General features: G+C 42.4%; 15 protein-coding genes. 10 read left to right on the top strand and 5 right to left on the bottom strand.

Annotated features, from left to right (window positions below):
* The first annotated feature begins 219 nt into the window (after window positions 1-219).
* Window positions 220-864: an inovirus Gp2 family protein gene (locus P2G85_RS15250; protein ID WP_275864920.1), complete on the top strand. Its 645-nt coding sequence runs from the start codon at window positions 220-222 to the stop codon at window positions 862-864.
* A gap of 235 nt (window positions 865-1,099) precedes the next feature.
* Here the strand turns inward: P2G85_RS15250 and P2G85_RS15245 are convergent, their stop codons facing one another.
* Together P2G85_RS15245 and P2G85_RS15240 are read right to left on the bottom strand one after the other, a co-directional pair.
* Window positions 1,100-1,381, bottom strand: a complete 282-nt coding sequence (locus P2G85_RS15245) for a hypothetical protein (protein WP_275864919.1) — start codon at window positions 1,379-1,381, stop codon at window positions 1,100-1,102.
* A gap of 153 nt (window positions 1,382-1,534) precedes the next feature.
* Window positions 1,535-2,527 (bottom strand): GTPase, encoded by a 993-nt coding sequence (locus P2G85_RS15240; RefSeq protein WP_275864918.1) that lies wholly within the window; start codon window positions 2,525-2,527, stop codon window positions 1,535-1,537.
* A 97-nt stretch (window positions 2,528-2,624) separates the two neighbouring features.
* Between P2G85_RS15240 and P2G85_RS15235 the strand changes: the two genes are divergently transcribed.
* Window positions 2,625-2,855, top strand: coding sequence for an AlpA family transcriptional regulator (locus P2G85_RS15235; RefSeq protein WP_025546253.1), 231 nt, complete (start codon window positions 2,625-2,627; stop codon window positions 2,853-2,855).
* Window positions 2,856-2,948: 93 nt separating this feature from the next.
* Here the strand turns inward: P2G85_RS15235 and P2G85_RS15230 are convergent, their stop codons facing one another.
* Genes P2G85_RS15230 through radC form a run of 3 tightly spaced genes read right to left on the bottom strand, consistent with a single transcriptional unit; the run spans window position 2,949 to window position 4,332 of the window.
* A complete protein-coding gene (locus tag P2G85_RS15230; protein WP_275864917.1) occupies window positions 2,949-3,386 on the bottom strand; it encodes a DUF2787 domain-containing protein in 438 nt (145 codons plus the stop codon).
* A gap of 11 nt (window positions 3,387-3,397) precedes the next feature.
* A complete protein-coding gene (locus P2G85_RS15225; protein WP_275864916.1) occupies window positions 3,398-3,868 on the bottom strand; it encodes a DUF2787 family protein in 471 nt (156 codons plus the stop codon).
* Window positions 3,865-4,332: a DNA repair protein RadC gene (radC, locus tag P2G85_RS15220; RefSeq protein WP_275864915.1), complete on the bottom strand. Its 468-nt coding sequence runs from the start codon at window positions 4,330-4,332 to the stop codon at window positions 3,865-3,867. The genes P2G85_RS15225 and radC overlap by 4 nt, the downstream gene beginning before the upstream one ends.
* A 175-nt stretch (window positions 4,333-4,507) precedes the next feature.
* On the opposite strand from radC, the gene P2G85_RS15215 reads away from it, so the two are divergent.
* The 8 genes from P2G85_RS15215 (at window position 4,508) to P2G85_RS15180 (ending at window position 14,126) form a co-directional block, all read left to right on the top strand.
* On the top strand, window positions 4,508-4,651 hold the full coding sequence (locus P2G85_RS15215; protein ID WP_275864914.1) for a hypothetical protein: 144 nt from the start codon (window positions 4,508-4,510) through the stop codon (window positions 4,649-4,651).
* A gap of 229 nt (window positions 4,652-4,880) precedes the next feature.
* Complete coding sequence (locus P2G85_RS15210) at window positions 4,881-7,145, top strand: ankyrin repeat domain-containing protein (RefSeq protein ID WP_275864913.1); 2,265 nt, start codon at window positions 4,881-4,883, stop codon at window positions 7,143-7,145.
* Window positions 7,146-7,364: 219 nt separating this feature from the next.
* Window positions 7,365-7,541 (top strand): helix-turn-helix domain-containing protein, encoded by a 177-nt coding sequence (locus P2G85_RS15205; protein WP_017448830.1) that lies wholly within the window; start codon window positions 7,365-7,367, stop codon window positions 7,539-7,541.
* On the top strand, window positions 7,538-8,455 hold the full coding sequence (locus P2G85_RS15200) for a restriction endonuclease (RefSeq protein WP_275864912.1): 918 nt from the start codon (window positions 7,538-7,540) through the stop codon (window positions 8,453-8,455). Before P2G85_RS15205 ends, P2G85_RS15200 begins: the two co-directional genes overlap by 4 nt.
* A 29-nt stretch (window positions 8,456-8,484) precedes the next feature.
* Window positions 8,485-10,926, top strand: a complete 2,442-nt coding sequence (locus tag P2G85_RS15195) for a type I restriction-modification system subunit M (protein WP_275864911.1) — start codon at window positions 8,485-8,487, stop codon at window positions 10,924-10,926.
* Window positions 10,926-12,254 carry a restriction endonuclease subunit S gene (locus P2G85_RS15190; protein WP_275864910.1) on the top strand — a complete coding sequence of 443 codons (1,329 nt, stop codon included), beginning with the start codon at window positions 10,926-10,928 and terminating at the stop codon, window positions 12,252-12,254. Before P2G85_RS15195 ends, P2G85_RS15190 begins: the two co-directional genes overlap by 1 nt.
* Window positions 12,251-13,444: an ATP-binding protein gene (locus P2G85_RS15185; RefSeq protein WP_275864909.1), complete on the top strand. Its 1,194-nt coding sequence runs from the start codon at window positions 12,251-12,253 to the stop codon at window positions 13,442-13,444. Before P2G85_RS15190 ends, P2G85_RS15185 begins: the two co-directional genes overlap by 4 nt.
* Window positions 13,437-14,126 (top strand): hypothetical protein, encoded by a 690-nt coding sequence (locus P2G85_RS15180; RefSeq protein ID WP_275864908.1) that lies wholly within the window; start codon window positions 13,437-13,439, stop codon window positions 14,124-14,126. The genes P2G85_RS15185 and P2G85_RS15180 overlap by 8 nt, the downstream gene beginning before the upstream one ends.
* Window positions 14,127-14,232: the final 106 nt, after the last annotated feature.

The raw sequence follows: 14,232 nt of genomic DNA, 5'->3' as shown, positions 1-14,232 counted from the left end.
GAACATAGATTTTAGTGTGATGTTTTTCGGGAGTGTATTGGTCGTGAATGGTAAAGCCTAATGCTAAATAACACTTGCATTGAAGCGGTGGATTATCAAAGGGACATTGTTGGGATAGTAATATATAGATCAACTAATTATAGAATACGTTAATTTATCCATTTATAAAATTACAGTAGTAGATGCCTCTATGAAGAGAAACTAATTATAGAGGTTAACATGCATAAAAGATTGTTCACTAATCCGAACTTATCATTGTTTGAATCATTTGAGTATAACTCAATTCCAGTACTAACTACGTGTGGTCCTTTTGCTAAACAGTATTTGGACAGAACAAAAGATGTTTTTGATAAAACTCTAGAAGAGTACTCTAGAGTGTATGTCTTAAGGTTTGATTTGCGTTTTCCTCAGGGGTATTTCACGTATGACTCTGACCATATATCGAAATTTATTGAGTCTCTAAAAGCAAAAATGGATGCCGACTTGAATAGAAAGAATAAACAAGGAATGTGTAATCTAAGGTATGTATGGGCTAAAGAGCAAGATACCTCGGACAACCCGCATTATCATGTGGCTATATTCTTAAATAAGGATGTGTATTTTACTCATGGTAAGATAAAAGCTGAAGAGGGGAACTTATCAGCAATGATTCATCAAGCTTGGGCTAGTTCATTACAGTGCTTAACACATGAAATTAATGGGTGTATTCACTTTCCTGATAAATGTGAACATTGGATAAATAAAAACAATATTTCTTATGGTGACGATTATGGTAACTGTTTTAAAGGACTTAGTTATCTTGCCAAGGTGCAAACAAAGGTGTTTCAGTGTGGATTGAAAAACTTTGGCAGTAGTAGAAGGTAACTTCAGCATATCTGGTTAGAAGCAAAAAAAAGAAAGGTTTGTTCAACCTTTCTTTTTTTAAGTTTAATTAGCTATATATCGATAATCCCCCTCGCTGGATGATATTACGATTTCAAGGATTCGACATTTGGTGGTCGTAACATATCCTGTAGATTGGCCGTATTGTAAATCTACCGGTTCATAAGCGTGCCATACAACACCATTGGACTTCGACATTTCATGTTCCTTTTTATAATCAGGATTGTTTATGATTCTTAATCATCTCATCCATAGCGTCAGCGCCGTACTTCTTTTTCTTAATCGTTAATTTTGGCATCTCTGGCCAAGCAAGTTGACAGTTACCACGGTTAACATCAACTTTGTAGATTGTTGCGGAATCGAACAATGAAGTAACAAATAACTTTGTCTTTGTACCCCATTGCGTATTGATGTCTTTGAATTCGACTTTAAAGCCTTCTGCATTTGCTGTACTTGTGAATAACAGGAGAGCGGCAGAGGCTATGATGAATTTTCGCATGTGTATGTCCTATTTATCTGATTTTAAATAACAATGATTATTGAGCGGTGGAAATATGGGGAATGTTTGTTTTGACATGGTGGGCATAGGCGCACTGTATGAGCCTTAGAGCGGATTTCTTGTCAATGTGAACAACTGGTATTGCTTTAACCTTCAGAAGCCAAGTAGGTACTTTAGCCCTCCAGATATGGCACCAAACATGCCGCCGACAAATCTCCCCACTTTTTCTCCGGCAGTGCCAAATAGCATGCCTACCTCTTCACCGATATCTGCACCTTTGGTTGTGGAATCAACGATTGCTTCCCAAAAGCTCTCGCGTGTTTTTTTGTTGTAGTCGATATGCTTATCGTCATCGCACCAGTGGGTTTTCTCCGTCGATAGGGTTCTATCGGCAAGGATTACCCTTTTATTTTTTGGTAAGTGTTCAACAATTAAAAACAGCAGCTTGGAGAGGTTGTATGGACGTTGTTTCTCTTGGCCGTCGGTATAGCCAGCAACGTAGTAGATAGGGGCAATATTGACGCCTGTGGCTTCTTTGATGCGCGCTTGTACTGATGACACCTTTTCATCAAGAAAGCGTTCAGCTTGTGGTGTGGGGCGATTGTGCTGGTGATCCCAAGCATGAGGCCCTTTGAGTGCTACGTCGGCTTGATTAATGGCAATAAGTAACCGTTGTTCTGGGTGTTGGCCAAGATTAGGAATAACGACGTCATTAATCAGTTTGGTTGCTGTCCCTAAATCTCTTGTACTGCCATCGATGATGACAAGAACCAAATCGATTAGTAGGTCGCCTGCTAAGTTCTTCTCTTGTAATTTGTGCTTAATCGCTGATGCATGTCGGCGATCTTGTTTTATCCCATCGCCTAATCCGGGGCTGTCCCAAAGCACCATGTTGTTCAAGGTGTAATTCGTGATTACTGATGTTTGAGGATCGCATCCGGTTCCTACTTTAGCTATCGACATATCGAACAAAGCGTTAATCGTGCTGCTTTTACCTGCTCCAGTAGCACCAGTGATCAATAGGTTGAGTTGTGTGCTTTTAAGATGATCCAGGTTACGCAGCAGTACTGTACGTGCTTGGTTACTCAGGGAAGCTTGTTCAACAGCTTGAGTGATGATGTGTAATAGGTTGTCATGCTGGTTCATGTGATTTTCCTTAGGGGAATGTATAGCTCAAGAATCGAGCGCGTAAAAATTACAGATCGGGAACTCCTTATGAAGAACAATTCATGAGGAATGAAAAATGAAACTAATTCGACAAAAAGAAGTAACTGAGATGACTGGTGTTAGCCGTGCCAGCGTGTACAAATTAATGGCAGTTGGTCGCTTCCCTAAATCGGTTTCGTTAGGCGAGCGAGCTGTTGCATGGGTTGAGAGTGAAGTACAGGAGTGGATTTTAGAGAGAATTGCTGAGCGCGATGAACAGCAATCAGGTTATGCGAGTTCATCTAGCTCAGACAGTATTGCTTGCTAGTCTTCCTGTCAGGAAGATGGATTGGTGAGCAAGTGTCTTAGTGAGATAAGAGGAGTTGTTGCGAATTATCAAGAAAGGAATGATTGACGGGAGTTACTGAGGATTAATCTGTACTACATCAAAGGCTCCCATGTTCACATAACTGATAAAGTTACGCTCCCACAATTGGTACAGGTCATCTATACCGGGTGATTGGATGCTTTGCCAACCGGTTGCAATGGTAAACGCGACTTGATTACCAAAGTCGAAATCCAGACTGCGTTCCAGCTCAGGGTAATAGTTACCCATAAAGGCAAAATCGGTGATGTAGAGAATATCAAAATGACCATCGCCGTTCCTTTGTAAACCGATCTCGACAGGATGAAAGCCACCATTCTCAGCACTATAGCTTGAATCTCTAAAATTCAAGGTAATGTGTGAGCTGGTGGCTGTTCCTTCTTTTGTTAGCTCTTGAGTAATCAGTGTATGTAGCTTTTCTGAAACGGACAGGGCACATGGGGTGAACTCAATAACTGGATTTATAGCGGCCATGGATAATCTCCTTACGGTTTAATACAAAGTACGTGAACTGTGGTGTCTATGTGGTACTTCATGATGGTGAGGTTGATTTCATCGAATTGCTGGTCATCGAGATGAGAAATGAAAGCGCTTTGCCAGGCTTGAAAGAGCAGTTGGACTTTTGGTTGCTCTATCTCACAGTAGCCAATATCAGGTTGGTAGAATTGCCTCTTGATACTGTCGAATAACAGCTCAACATCAAGGTTGCTTGATGTCGGCTCTTCATAAGCAAAGCTTGCGATTAAGCATAAGTGCCAGAGATTGTCTTTCGGTTTTCGTTCCAGTTGAATTTCTGTTGGATGAGGCCCCAAACGGGTATGAAAATAGTCTTGGTGATTGAAGCTAATAGCAAGCTTGGTGGTTATATGGTCGGCGCGATGAAGTTGGCGTGTAAGCACTGAAGAAAGTTCTGGTGCAATTTTTAGGTGTGGTGGGTGGAGTAATGGAGGGGTCATAGATACCCCCGCTCAGCAAATGACACTGGCTCTTTCCCCACAACAATATGATCTAAAACGCGAACATCAATCAGAGCTAGTGCATCTTGTAAGCGTTTCGTGATCCGTCGATCTGCCTGTGAAGGTTCGGCATCACCGGAAGGGTGATTATGAGCAAAAATCACGGCTGCGGCGTTGGCATTTAATACGGCTTTGACGACTTCTCTAGGGTAAACACTGGCTGAATCAATCGTACCCCAGAACAGCTCTTTGAAGTCCAGCATATGGTGTTGATTGTCTAGTAACATTACTGCAAAAACCTCTCGCTCATAGCTACCTAATTTGCAAGATAAGAAGTCTTTTGTCGCATTCGGATTACAATATTGATCACCTCTGAAGCCGCGTGCTGCAAGGATTTCTGCGGCCGCGTCGAGTACCCTGTCAGCTGTTACAGGACCTTCAAAAAAGTAGTTGTTTTCGTGCATAGTGAACTCCTGGAAATGGATTGATTAGGGTATGCATGAAGGTGATATATATCTGAAATTGTTTTGGAATTCAGGCTAGTTACACGCAAATAAAAAAACTCTCCACTTACCAAGGTGCGTGACTTATGAGCTCTTGTTAATTTGTCTGTGTTCAAACAAATAAGGAGAAATGAACATGTCAAAAGCAAAATCGACCCCAATGACACCGACAGCAGCAGCTCGTATTCAATCTGGTCAGGCAAAAGCGAATGGCGGGCAAGTTGCTAAGGGTAGCTTTGCTGCAAGAGCGCAAGCTGCAGCGGCGAAAAATGGCAAGTAAAAAGGGGGAGGGGGAGATATTTGTCTCCCCAATAAATTATGCCAAGATACAGCAATAACAAGGATATACAGAAGTTGGTGTGTCAATTGATAAAAAATAATTGGCAGTACCAACATCGTAAAAAACACGGCTCTATCTGTTCACCAACGGGTAAGCGATTCACAGTACCTGGTACACCAAGTGACAAAAGGGCATTCCAAAATTTTAGTAAAGATATTCAACGTTCAGTATGACTAGTAAAACGATAAATACACCTTATTACTCCGTGCAGTATCTGCTCAGAGAGTTTGCAAAAGGCTTAGGCACCAAAGCCTTAGCAGGCAAGAAAATTGATGATGCATGCAAGAGTGTAGAAATTAACCCATACCACTTGGAATCATTGAAAAGAGAGCTCATCCATGAGCCGATCACTAAGTATGTAAACATTTACTTTGCTGATCAGGTCTTAGAGCAATTTGAGCGTATTACAGATAGTTATCTACGCTTGATAAAAAATTTACCTCTGGACGGTGTCAATGCTGAAATATCAAGGCAGTTTATAGACCGATTCTTTATGACGTTTGCTGTAGCGGAATTATGTTCAGACATGTTAGACGGCATGAGACTATCACCCCGAGATGTCGCTTGGAGTGATAAAACAATGATGTCTCTTGTCCTGGAAAAATTGGAAGGTTCAGCCGAGTGGCAACAATATCTAATCAATAGCTCAGAATCTCAAAAAGAACGACTACGCATCTGGTCTCTGGGGCCAGGTTCAGAATTGCCAGAGATCTCCAGCATTGCTGTTTTGGGGAAGCAATGGCAAAGGGGCAATAGCTGGGGAACAATTAAGGCTCGTTTGGTTATTGCACGATTGTGGGACTATTTTTTTTATCGTAGTGGGTACACAGATCTGGGAATGCTACGAGATAAGTCTCCCAAAGAATGTTTGACTGCGTTAGTCGAAAGCCTACTCAAGCTCGTCAACCAAGGAACAGTTAAATACCAGCCAACCACGCCACTAGCGCTGAACTTGTTCGACTTACTCCGGCTAAGAGTCCCTAAAACCGTAGATAGCCAGGATCGTTGTTTAGAGTTACTACAAGACTTAAGAGAACTGCAACTCAAACTTGATTCCAATAATGAAACGACTTACTACTATCACTGGATGAAAGCTCGCTACCACCTGCATTCAGGAGAATTGGCAGAGGCTATTGAAGAGTACAAGCTTGCGTTTGAATATGTCATTTACAGGCAAGGAGAAAACGCAGAGAAAATTATTGTTGAGGCTATTATAGCGGCGTGTCGTGCCCCTAAACCGGCTAAAAGCTTTATTAATCGACTCCGACGAATGGCTGTGGTGATGAAAATCGATTTTATGCCGCCAGATGTCAATAATGATGAGTTTAAAGCCAAGCCCCAAGATATCGATAATTGGGAGATCTCTGCTTTTAGCCAGTACTTTAACGCATTTTTTACCAAGGAATCATTCTTCCCTGGAGCTAGTTATCCAGAGGACACACACGACAAAAGTGGCGTTTGGATGGTAGATGAAACGAGCCATGAGTTAGACATTAAAAAACCAAATAAGGTGCTATCAGTCGGGGTAGCTGGTGGACTTATCAAGAAAATGCCTCAGCTTGTTTATTTTGCCATGCAGGATGATATGGAAGCGATTTCTGCGCTGGTTGATGTAGGAGCAGATGTCAACAAGCTTTCTTCAAGTAATGAGTCTGCGATCTTGATGGCTATCCAAGCAATGCAGGTCAACCTTACTCCATTAAATTCGATGAGTGACGAGGTGTTCAACCTATTGAGCCAAAAACCTCATCGGAAAAGTGTTCTAGATACACTAACGGACAAAAGAAAGCTCTCTCCGCTTGGGTGTGCCGTACAGACAGGACGGCACGATATTGTAAAGAGAGTACTTGAGATGGGAGCTACGGTAGATAGAAGGCACGATATTATTGGTGAGACACCGCTTTATACCGTAATAGGACTTATTGCACACCATACCAGACATCAAGCTAATACTGTTCACTGGGGTTCGATGAAATATTCGGAAATGAACTTAAAATCTGTCCGTGCTCATTCTGCTGGATTGTTTCCTCATGATCTTCAACACTTAAAACGGGTGATGTCTGAGCAGGACCGTGATCCTTTGTTTCGTAATGCCCATGAGGTAATGAAAGAATATGAAAGAAGAAACATTGCGAAATACACTACGGCTGATGGGTTTAGACAAATAGCGAAGCTCTTAATTGAACAGGGTGCCGATCCTAATGCAAAACATGATACCGCGATGCTTGGATACACACCGCTAATGTTAGCCATTGAGTTGGATGAGGTTGAAATAGTAGAGGCTATGCTGGATTCAAAGCATTACCAAGTTAATTGGGGTGATACCTGTGTTGATTCTCGTACACGCCAGCGAATTGATCTTGAGCGGCTGATGATAAATTGGCGTTCAAAGAAGATTGCTCAGCTCCTTGTCAATCGATTTAGTAACACATAATACGAATAATCTCCTAATTCTACTAGGAGTTACTCTACCATCTAACTAAATGATAATTCAGTCATTTAGTTGGGTGGTAGAGTGGTTCATTACATATCGGCTATAAGCTTATCAACGAGTTGAGTAACTTGCTCTTCATCATTGCCCATTCCCCAATTTTCCCATATTCTCTCACCATTCAAATCCACCAATAGAATTGGCGAGAGATAACACGCTTAAATGACAGACCAAATTTTGACCTTGAAAGAGGTAGCGGCTTATCTGAAATTGGCCGAAAAAACCGCCTACAGACTCGCCAGTGAAGGCAAGCTACCAGGCTTTAAAGTTGGCGGCTCTTGGCGCTTCAAGCGTGAAGATCTTGAAGCGTGGATTGATAGTCAGAAGGCGAAAGGATGATTCCGAATTATCAAACGTTTATGCGCCCGTTTTTAGAGGTGGTGCATGCGGCTGGTGGAAGCGAAGTAAAGCTAAGGGATGTCATTAATCAGTTAGCTGAAAGGTTTGAACTTTCTGAAGAAGAAAGAGAGGCACGCCTGCCTAGTGGGAAGCAAACGGTGTTGGATAACCGTATTGGCTGGGCCAGAACGTATCTAACAAAAGCTGGATTACTTGAAGTCACGCGCCGAGCTCACTTTGTGGTTACTGAGCGCGGTCGAAAAGCGATTAGCGATCCTAACACCGAGATAGACAATCAATACTTAAAGCAGTTTGACGAGTTTGTTGCTTTTAAAGAGCAAAAAAATGGGCAGTTGGAATCTAACCAACCCAGTGAAAACGACGTTGAAGAAACAACACCTGATGAAGTGCTGCGCTCAGCCTACAAACAAATCAATGATGCACTAGCTTCGGAGATCCTTGCTCGCACTCGTAAAGTGTCACCATCTTTTTTCGAGCAGTTGCTAATAGAATTGCTTTTGGCAATGGGCTATGGCGGCAGCGATGAGGGGATGGCCCATACCTTGGGGCGCAGTGGCGATAACGGTGTTGATGGCGTTATCAATCAAGATCCGTTAGGTGTCGATCAGCTTTACATCCAAGCCAAGCGATACGCCGAAGGCAATAACATCAGAGCGGGAGATATTCGCGACTTTTTTGGTGCACTTAACCTGAAGAAAGCGCAGAAAGGTATCTTCATCACCACATCAGAATTTACACCATCAGCCATACAAACCGCGAAAGACCTAGGTATGCGTATCGTGCTGATCAATGGCAAAAAACTCGCTCACCTTATGCTGCGTTACAACATCGGTTGTCGTGAAGAGCAGGTGATATCGATTAAGCAAATCGATGAAGAGTTTTTTGATAACTAAGAAAAGAATTAAGCAGAGAAATAAACGAAATGGCGATTAAAAAAACGGCCCTGTATTCCTCTTTATGGGCAAGCTGCGATGAATTACGTGGTGGTATGGATGCAAGCCAGTACAAAGACTATGTGCTGACCATGCTGTTTATCAAGTACGTGAGTGATAAGTACAAAAATGATCCGTACGGCATGATCGTTATTCCAGAGGGCGCAAGCTTTGATGATTTGGTCGCGCTCAAAGGCGATAAAGAGATTGGCGATAAAATCAACAAGCTCATCATTGGCAAGATTGCAGAAGAGAATGATCTTAAAGGCGTGATTGACGTTGCTGACTTCAACGATGAAGACAAGCTTGGTAAAGGCAAAGAGATGGTTGACCGCCTAACAAAGCTGGTGGGCATCTTTGAAGGTATGGATCTCTCTGATAACCGTGCAGATGGCGATGATCTGCTGGGTGATGCTTACGAATACTTGATGCGTCACTTTGCGACTGAGTCTGGTAAATCGAAAGGTCAATTCTATACTCCTTCAGAGGTTTCTCGCATCTTGGCCAAAGTGGTTGGCATTAAGCCTGATATGCCACGTTCCACTACTGTATATGACCCTACCTGTGGCTCAGGCTCACTGTTGTTAAAAGCGAGTGATGAAGCTAAGAATGGGCTTTCTGTTTACGGTCAAGAAATGGATGTTACCACATCGGCACTGGCAAAAATGAACATGATCCTGCATGGTCATGTCTCTGATCTGAAAAGTATTGCTCAAGGTAACACCATTGCCTCTCCTGCATTCAAAGACGGCAACAAGCAGCTTAAATCCTTTGATTTCGCTGTGGCTAACCCGCCGTTCTCCAATAAAAACTGGACCAATGGTATCGTACCTGAAGAAGATTTGTATGATCGTTTTACCTGGGGCATTCCACCAGAGGGAAATGGCGATTACACTTTCCTGCTGCATATCATCAAAAGCTTGAAAAGTACCGGTAAAGGTGCGGTGATCTTGCCACATGGTGTGCTATTCCGCGGCAATGCAGAAGCACGTATTCGTGAAAATCTGATTAAACAAGGTTACATCAAAGGTATTATTGGCCTGCCAGGTAACCTGTTCTATGGTACGGGTATCCCTGCGTGTATCATTGTGATTGATAAAGAGTACAGCCAAGCTCGCAAAGGCATCTTCATGGTCGATGCCAGCAAAGGCTTCATGAAAGATGGCAATAAAAACCGCCTGCGTAGTCAAGACATTCACAAAGTGGTGGATGTATTTACCAATCAATTGGAGCTGCCACGTTACAGTCGCATGGTGCCGCTTTCAGAGATAGCAGATAACGAATACAACCTCAACATTCCTCGCTACATTGATTCAAGTGAGCCAGAAGATTTACATGATCTCAGTGCTCACCTTAAAGGTGGCATTCCAAACACAGATATCGATACGCTTGAGCGTTACTGGAAAGTGTTCCCAACCATTCGTCAAACACTCTTTGCCATTGACAGAGAAGGATACAGCCGTGCTTTGGTAAAGGCATCGAAGGTTAAATCGACCATTCTAGAGCATTCTGAGTTCCAAGCTTTCGCCAAGCGTAGCATGCTGCCTTTTGCGAACTGGGTGAAAGACGCGGCGCTAAAAGAAATCAAGCAAGGGGATAACCCTAAAGAAATCATCTTCGAAACATCAGAATCGCTATTAGCGAAATATGCCGATGCAGAGTTACTAAGCCGATACGACATCTATCAAATCCTGATGGATTATTGGTCTGATGTAATGCAGGACGATATGTATGTTCTGGTTCAAGACGATTGGACTGCTGGTAAGGTCTTGCGTGAGCTCGTAGCGAAGAAAGGTGAAAAGCTTAAAGAAACGCCGGATTTAGTCATTGGTAAAATCAAATACAAAGCAGAATTAATTCCACCTGCTCTTATTGTGGCGCGTTATTTTGCTGATAAACAGGTGAATGTCGATGCGCTGCGAGCTAAATTAGACACTGCAACTCAAGAGCTGGAAACCTATATCGAAGAGAATAGCGGTGAAGGAAGTGGTGATGAAGTGCGTTTGCTTAATGATGCGCTGAATGACAAAGACAAAGTAACCAAGGCAACCGTCACCGCTAGATTGAAAGTGGCGATTGATAGCGAAGAGAAAGCTGTTTTGAAGCAAGCTAAAAAACTGTTTGATGCTGAGACCAGAGCGAAGAAATCACTGAAAGAAGCGCAGGAATCGCTTGATTTAGAGACGATTGAGCAATACGCCAAACTTACTCAAGATGACATTAAAACGCTGGTCGTTGACGACAAATGGAACGCCACCCTACAAGCTTGTATCCAAGCTGAGATAGAGCGTGTGACACAACAACTAGCTAATCGTGTGCAAGAGCTGGAAGATCGTTATGCCGAGCCTCTGCCAAAGCTTGCTCAATCTGTCGAGGATTTGAGCGATAAAGTAGCAGCTCATCTGAAAGCAATGGGCTTGGAGTGGGCATAATGGAAGTGAGTGTTCAAGAGCAAGTGATTCCAGAAGGCTACAAACTAACTGAGGTTGGCGTTATTCCTGAAGATTGGCATGTTAAGACTATTGGTGAGGTCACAACCGTAATTCGTGGAGCAAGTCCTCGACCAAAGGGAGATAAGCGTTATTATGGTGGTTCAGTACCGCGTCTAATGGTTGAAGATGTTAGCCGTGATGGGAAATTTGTAACACCAGTAGTTGACTCTCTCACGGAGGCTGGTGCAAGACTCAGCCGCCCCTGCCCTGCAGGTACATTAACACTTGTTTGCTCTGGTACGGTTGGGGTCCCCTCGATACTGGCTGTTGATGCATGTATTCACGATGGTTTTCTGGGCTTGACGAAGGTCTCAAAAAAGGTCAACACAAACTATCTATATCAATTTTTCTTAACCCAACAAGAAAAGTTTAACAGCTCTGCAACGCATGGTGGTGTTTTTACTAATTTGACAACAGATGGAGTTAAAGAGTTTTTAGTTGCTCTACCTCCAACATTAGAAGAACAAACCGCCATCGCCAATGCCCTGTCCGACGTTGACGCGCTTATTAGCGAGCTAGAAAAACATATTGCCAAAAAGCAGGCAATTAAAACTGCGACTATGCAGCAACTGCTGACGGGTAAAAAGCGCTTGCCTCCGTTTGCAAAGCATAAAGATGGCATGTTAAAAGGTTACAAGAAGACTGAGCTTGGTGATATTCCTGAAGATTGGAGGCAACTATCGTTGGGAACTGATGCGATATTAAAGGCTCGCATTGGTTGGCAGGCATTAACAACCAAAGAGTATCAAATTTCGGGAGGTTTCTTTTTAGTGACCGGGACTGACTTTGATGCCGGTTTAGTAAAGTGGGAACGGTGTTTCCACGTAAGTGAATGGCGTTATAAACAAGATGCGAATATCCAATTGAAAGAAGGGGATGTACTAGTAACAAAGGATGGCACAATTGGTAAAGTTGGTTATGTTTCAACATTGACTAAGCCAGCAACACTAAATAGTGGAGTGTTTGTTATTAGGCCTAGAAAAGAGAGTTTTGTACCAAAATTTCTCTTTTATATTCTTACTTCGCAGTTTTTTGATGATTTCATTAATCGAATCACAGCTGGTTCGACAATTACGCATCTGTATCAAAAGGATTTTGTGAATTTTGAGTTTTTTGCACCAGAAAAGGATGAGCAAGTTGCGATCGCAACGATCTTGTCTGATATGGATAGCGATATACAGGCTTTGGAGCAACGCTTAAGCAAAACCCGCCAAATCAAGCAAGGCATGATGCAAGAACTGCTCACTGGAAAAACGAGGCTTCTATGATTATTCGTAAACTAACCGTAAAAGGTTTCAAGTCACTAATTCAGAAAGAGCCTATTGAGTTAGGACGTGTGAATTGTTTTATCGGAGCGAACGGGGTTGGTAAAAGTAACATCCTCGAAGCAATTGGAGTTTTGGGTGCTGCGGCAAATGGCATTGTAGATGATGAAAGTTTGCTACGCCGAGGTGTACGAGCAGGAGTTCCTAAGCTTTATAAAAGTTCTTTTGCCTCTGAAAGAACTCCGGCGCACATTGGTATTGAGGTTACCGGTGACAATAAAGCAATGTACAGGACATCTTTGTTGAACCCTCTTGAGTCACCAGAACCTGCATGGAGTTATAAAACTGAGTATCTATCAGATGGCTCGGAGGAGATTATTTCTGATGGCGTTCGTAGTAAAAGAAACCTTAATCCCCAAGCTGGCCTTGCTGCACTAAAGTTAGTTGAATTAGACGAAGAAAATGCTGCAACTCAGTTAATGCGTGCCTTACAGGAATACGCTATATATTGTCCCAACACTCCTACTTTAAGAGGTATTGTTCCTGACCAGCAATCGCGAAGACCTGTAGGACTTAGTGGTGGGATGCTTGCGGAAGCGTTTGACTTACTTCGTAAATACTTAGAGTCACAAGATGAAGTTGGAGAAGATATTTTAGATGAGATACTTAGTCTAATTGACTGGGTTGCAGATGTATCTATTACTACTCAGGCTGGATCATTATTATCTCCTAAAGTACCTAGGACAAAACATCTGATAAAGTTTTCTGACCGTTTTATGAATAAAACGCGCAATGAATTGACTGCTTATGACGCTAGTGAAGGTGCTCTGTATATTCTATTTACAGCGGTGCTATGCCTGTCGCCACAAGCTCCTAGAATATTTGCTATTGATAACCTTGATCAAACGCTTAACCCTAGACTATTAGCGAGTTTGGCATCGAAATTATCTGATTGGTTGAAAATGAGTACTCATGATCGACAAATCTTATTTACTGCACACAACCCTGCTGTATTAGATGGGTTGGATCTTAATGACGATGAAGTTCGCCTGTTTGCTGTTGAACGTAACAGTAATGGTTTGACCCAAGTTCGTCGCATAATACTCACTGAAGAACTGAAGTCACTTAATCAACAGTTTCCTTTGTCTCGCTTATGGCTTATGGGTCACCTAGGAGCTGTACCAAATGTCTGATTTACGAATTGCACTTGTGGCTGAGGGACCGACGGATTATGTGATCATAGAAGCAGCATTAAAGGCTTTTTTACCCTGTACATTCATTTTGAATCAACTTCAGCCTGAAGCGACGAAGCCTGAGATGGGTAACGGTTGGGGAGGGGTTTTGAAATGGTGTTCGATGGCTGATGACCGATTTGCCGGTCCAATAGACCAAGACCCTACGCTTAACTCATACGATTTAATTATTATACACTTGGATGTCGATGTCTCAACTTTTCAGTATATGAACTGTGGGTGGGAGACTGCACTTAAAGCCGAAGAAAAAGGTTGGCTTGCATTGCCATGTGTACAAGCTGACAAGCCAATAAGTGAAACAGTGAATACTTTACGGCAGGTATTAGAAAGTTGGTTAGGTCAAGCTTCAGTTGGAAGCGGTATTGTTTGTTTGCCTGCGCAATCTTCGGGTACATGGCTTGCTGCCGCATTGTTAGATTCTGAACATCCATTGTTAAAAGATGCTGAGTCTGATATTGACCTAGAAAATAAATTAGGGCGGTTACCAAAAGCGCTTAGAGTAAAGAAGACTAAACGCGAGTATATGCTAAAAGCCCCAGAGCTAACCTCAGGGTGGGGGAAGGTCAAAGATATTTGTATTCAAGCGGGTCAATTTGAAGTTGATGTGTTAGAGGCAATATAACAAATAACATATTTAGTTTGTTTTTTTAGTTTATGGCTAAAAGGTTGAACATTATTTTTTTTCGTTGCTTTTTAGTAGTTAGTTATTGGTTATCGTTTATATAAAA

It is taken from the genome of Vibrio sp. CAU 1672, assembly GCF_029223195.1.
In the GTDB taxonomy this organism is placed as follows: Bacteria; Pseudomonadota; Gammaproteobacteria; order Enterobacterales; family Vibrionaceae; genus Vibrio.
The sequence above is the reverse complement of the archived record's forward strand: the minus strand, read 5'-3'. Positions and strand labels throughout refer to the sequence as shown.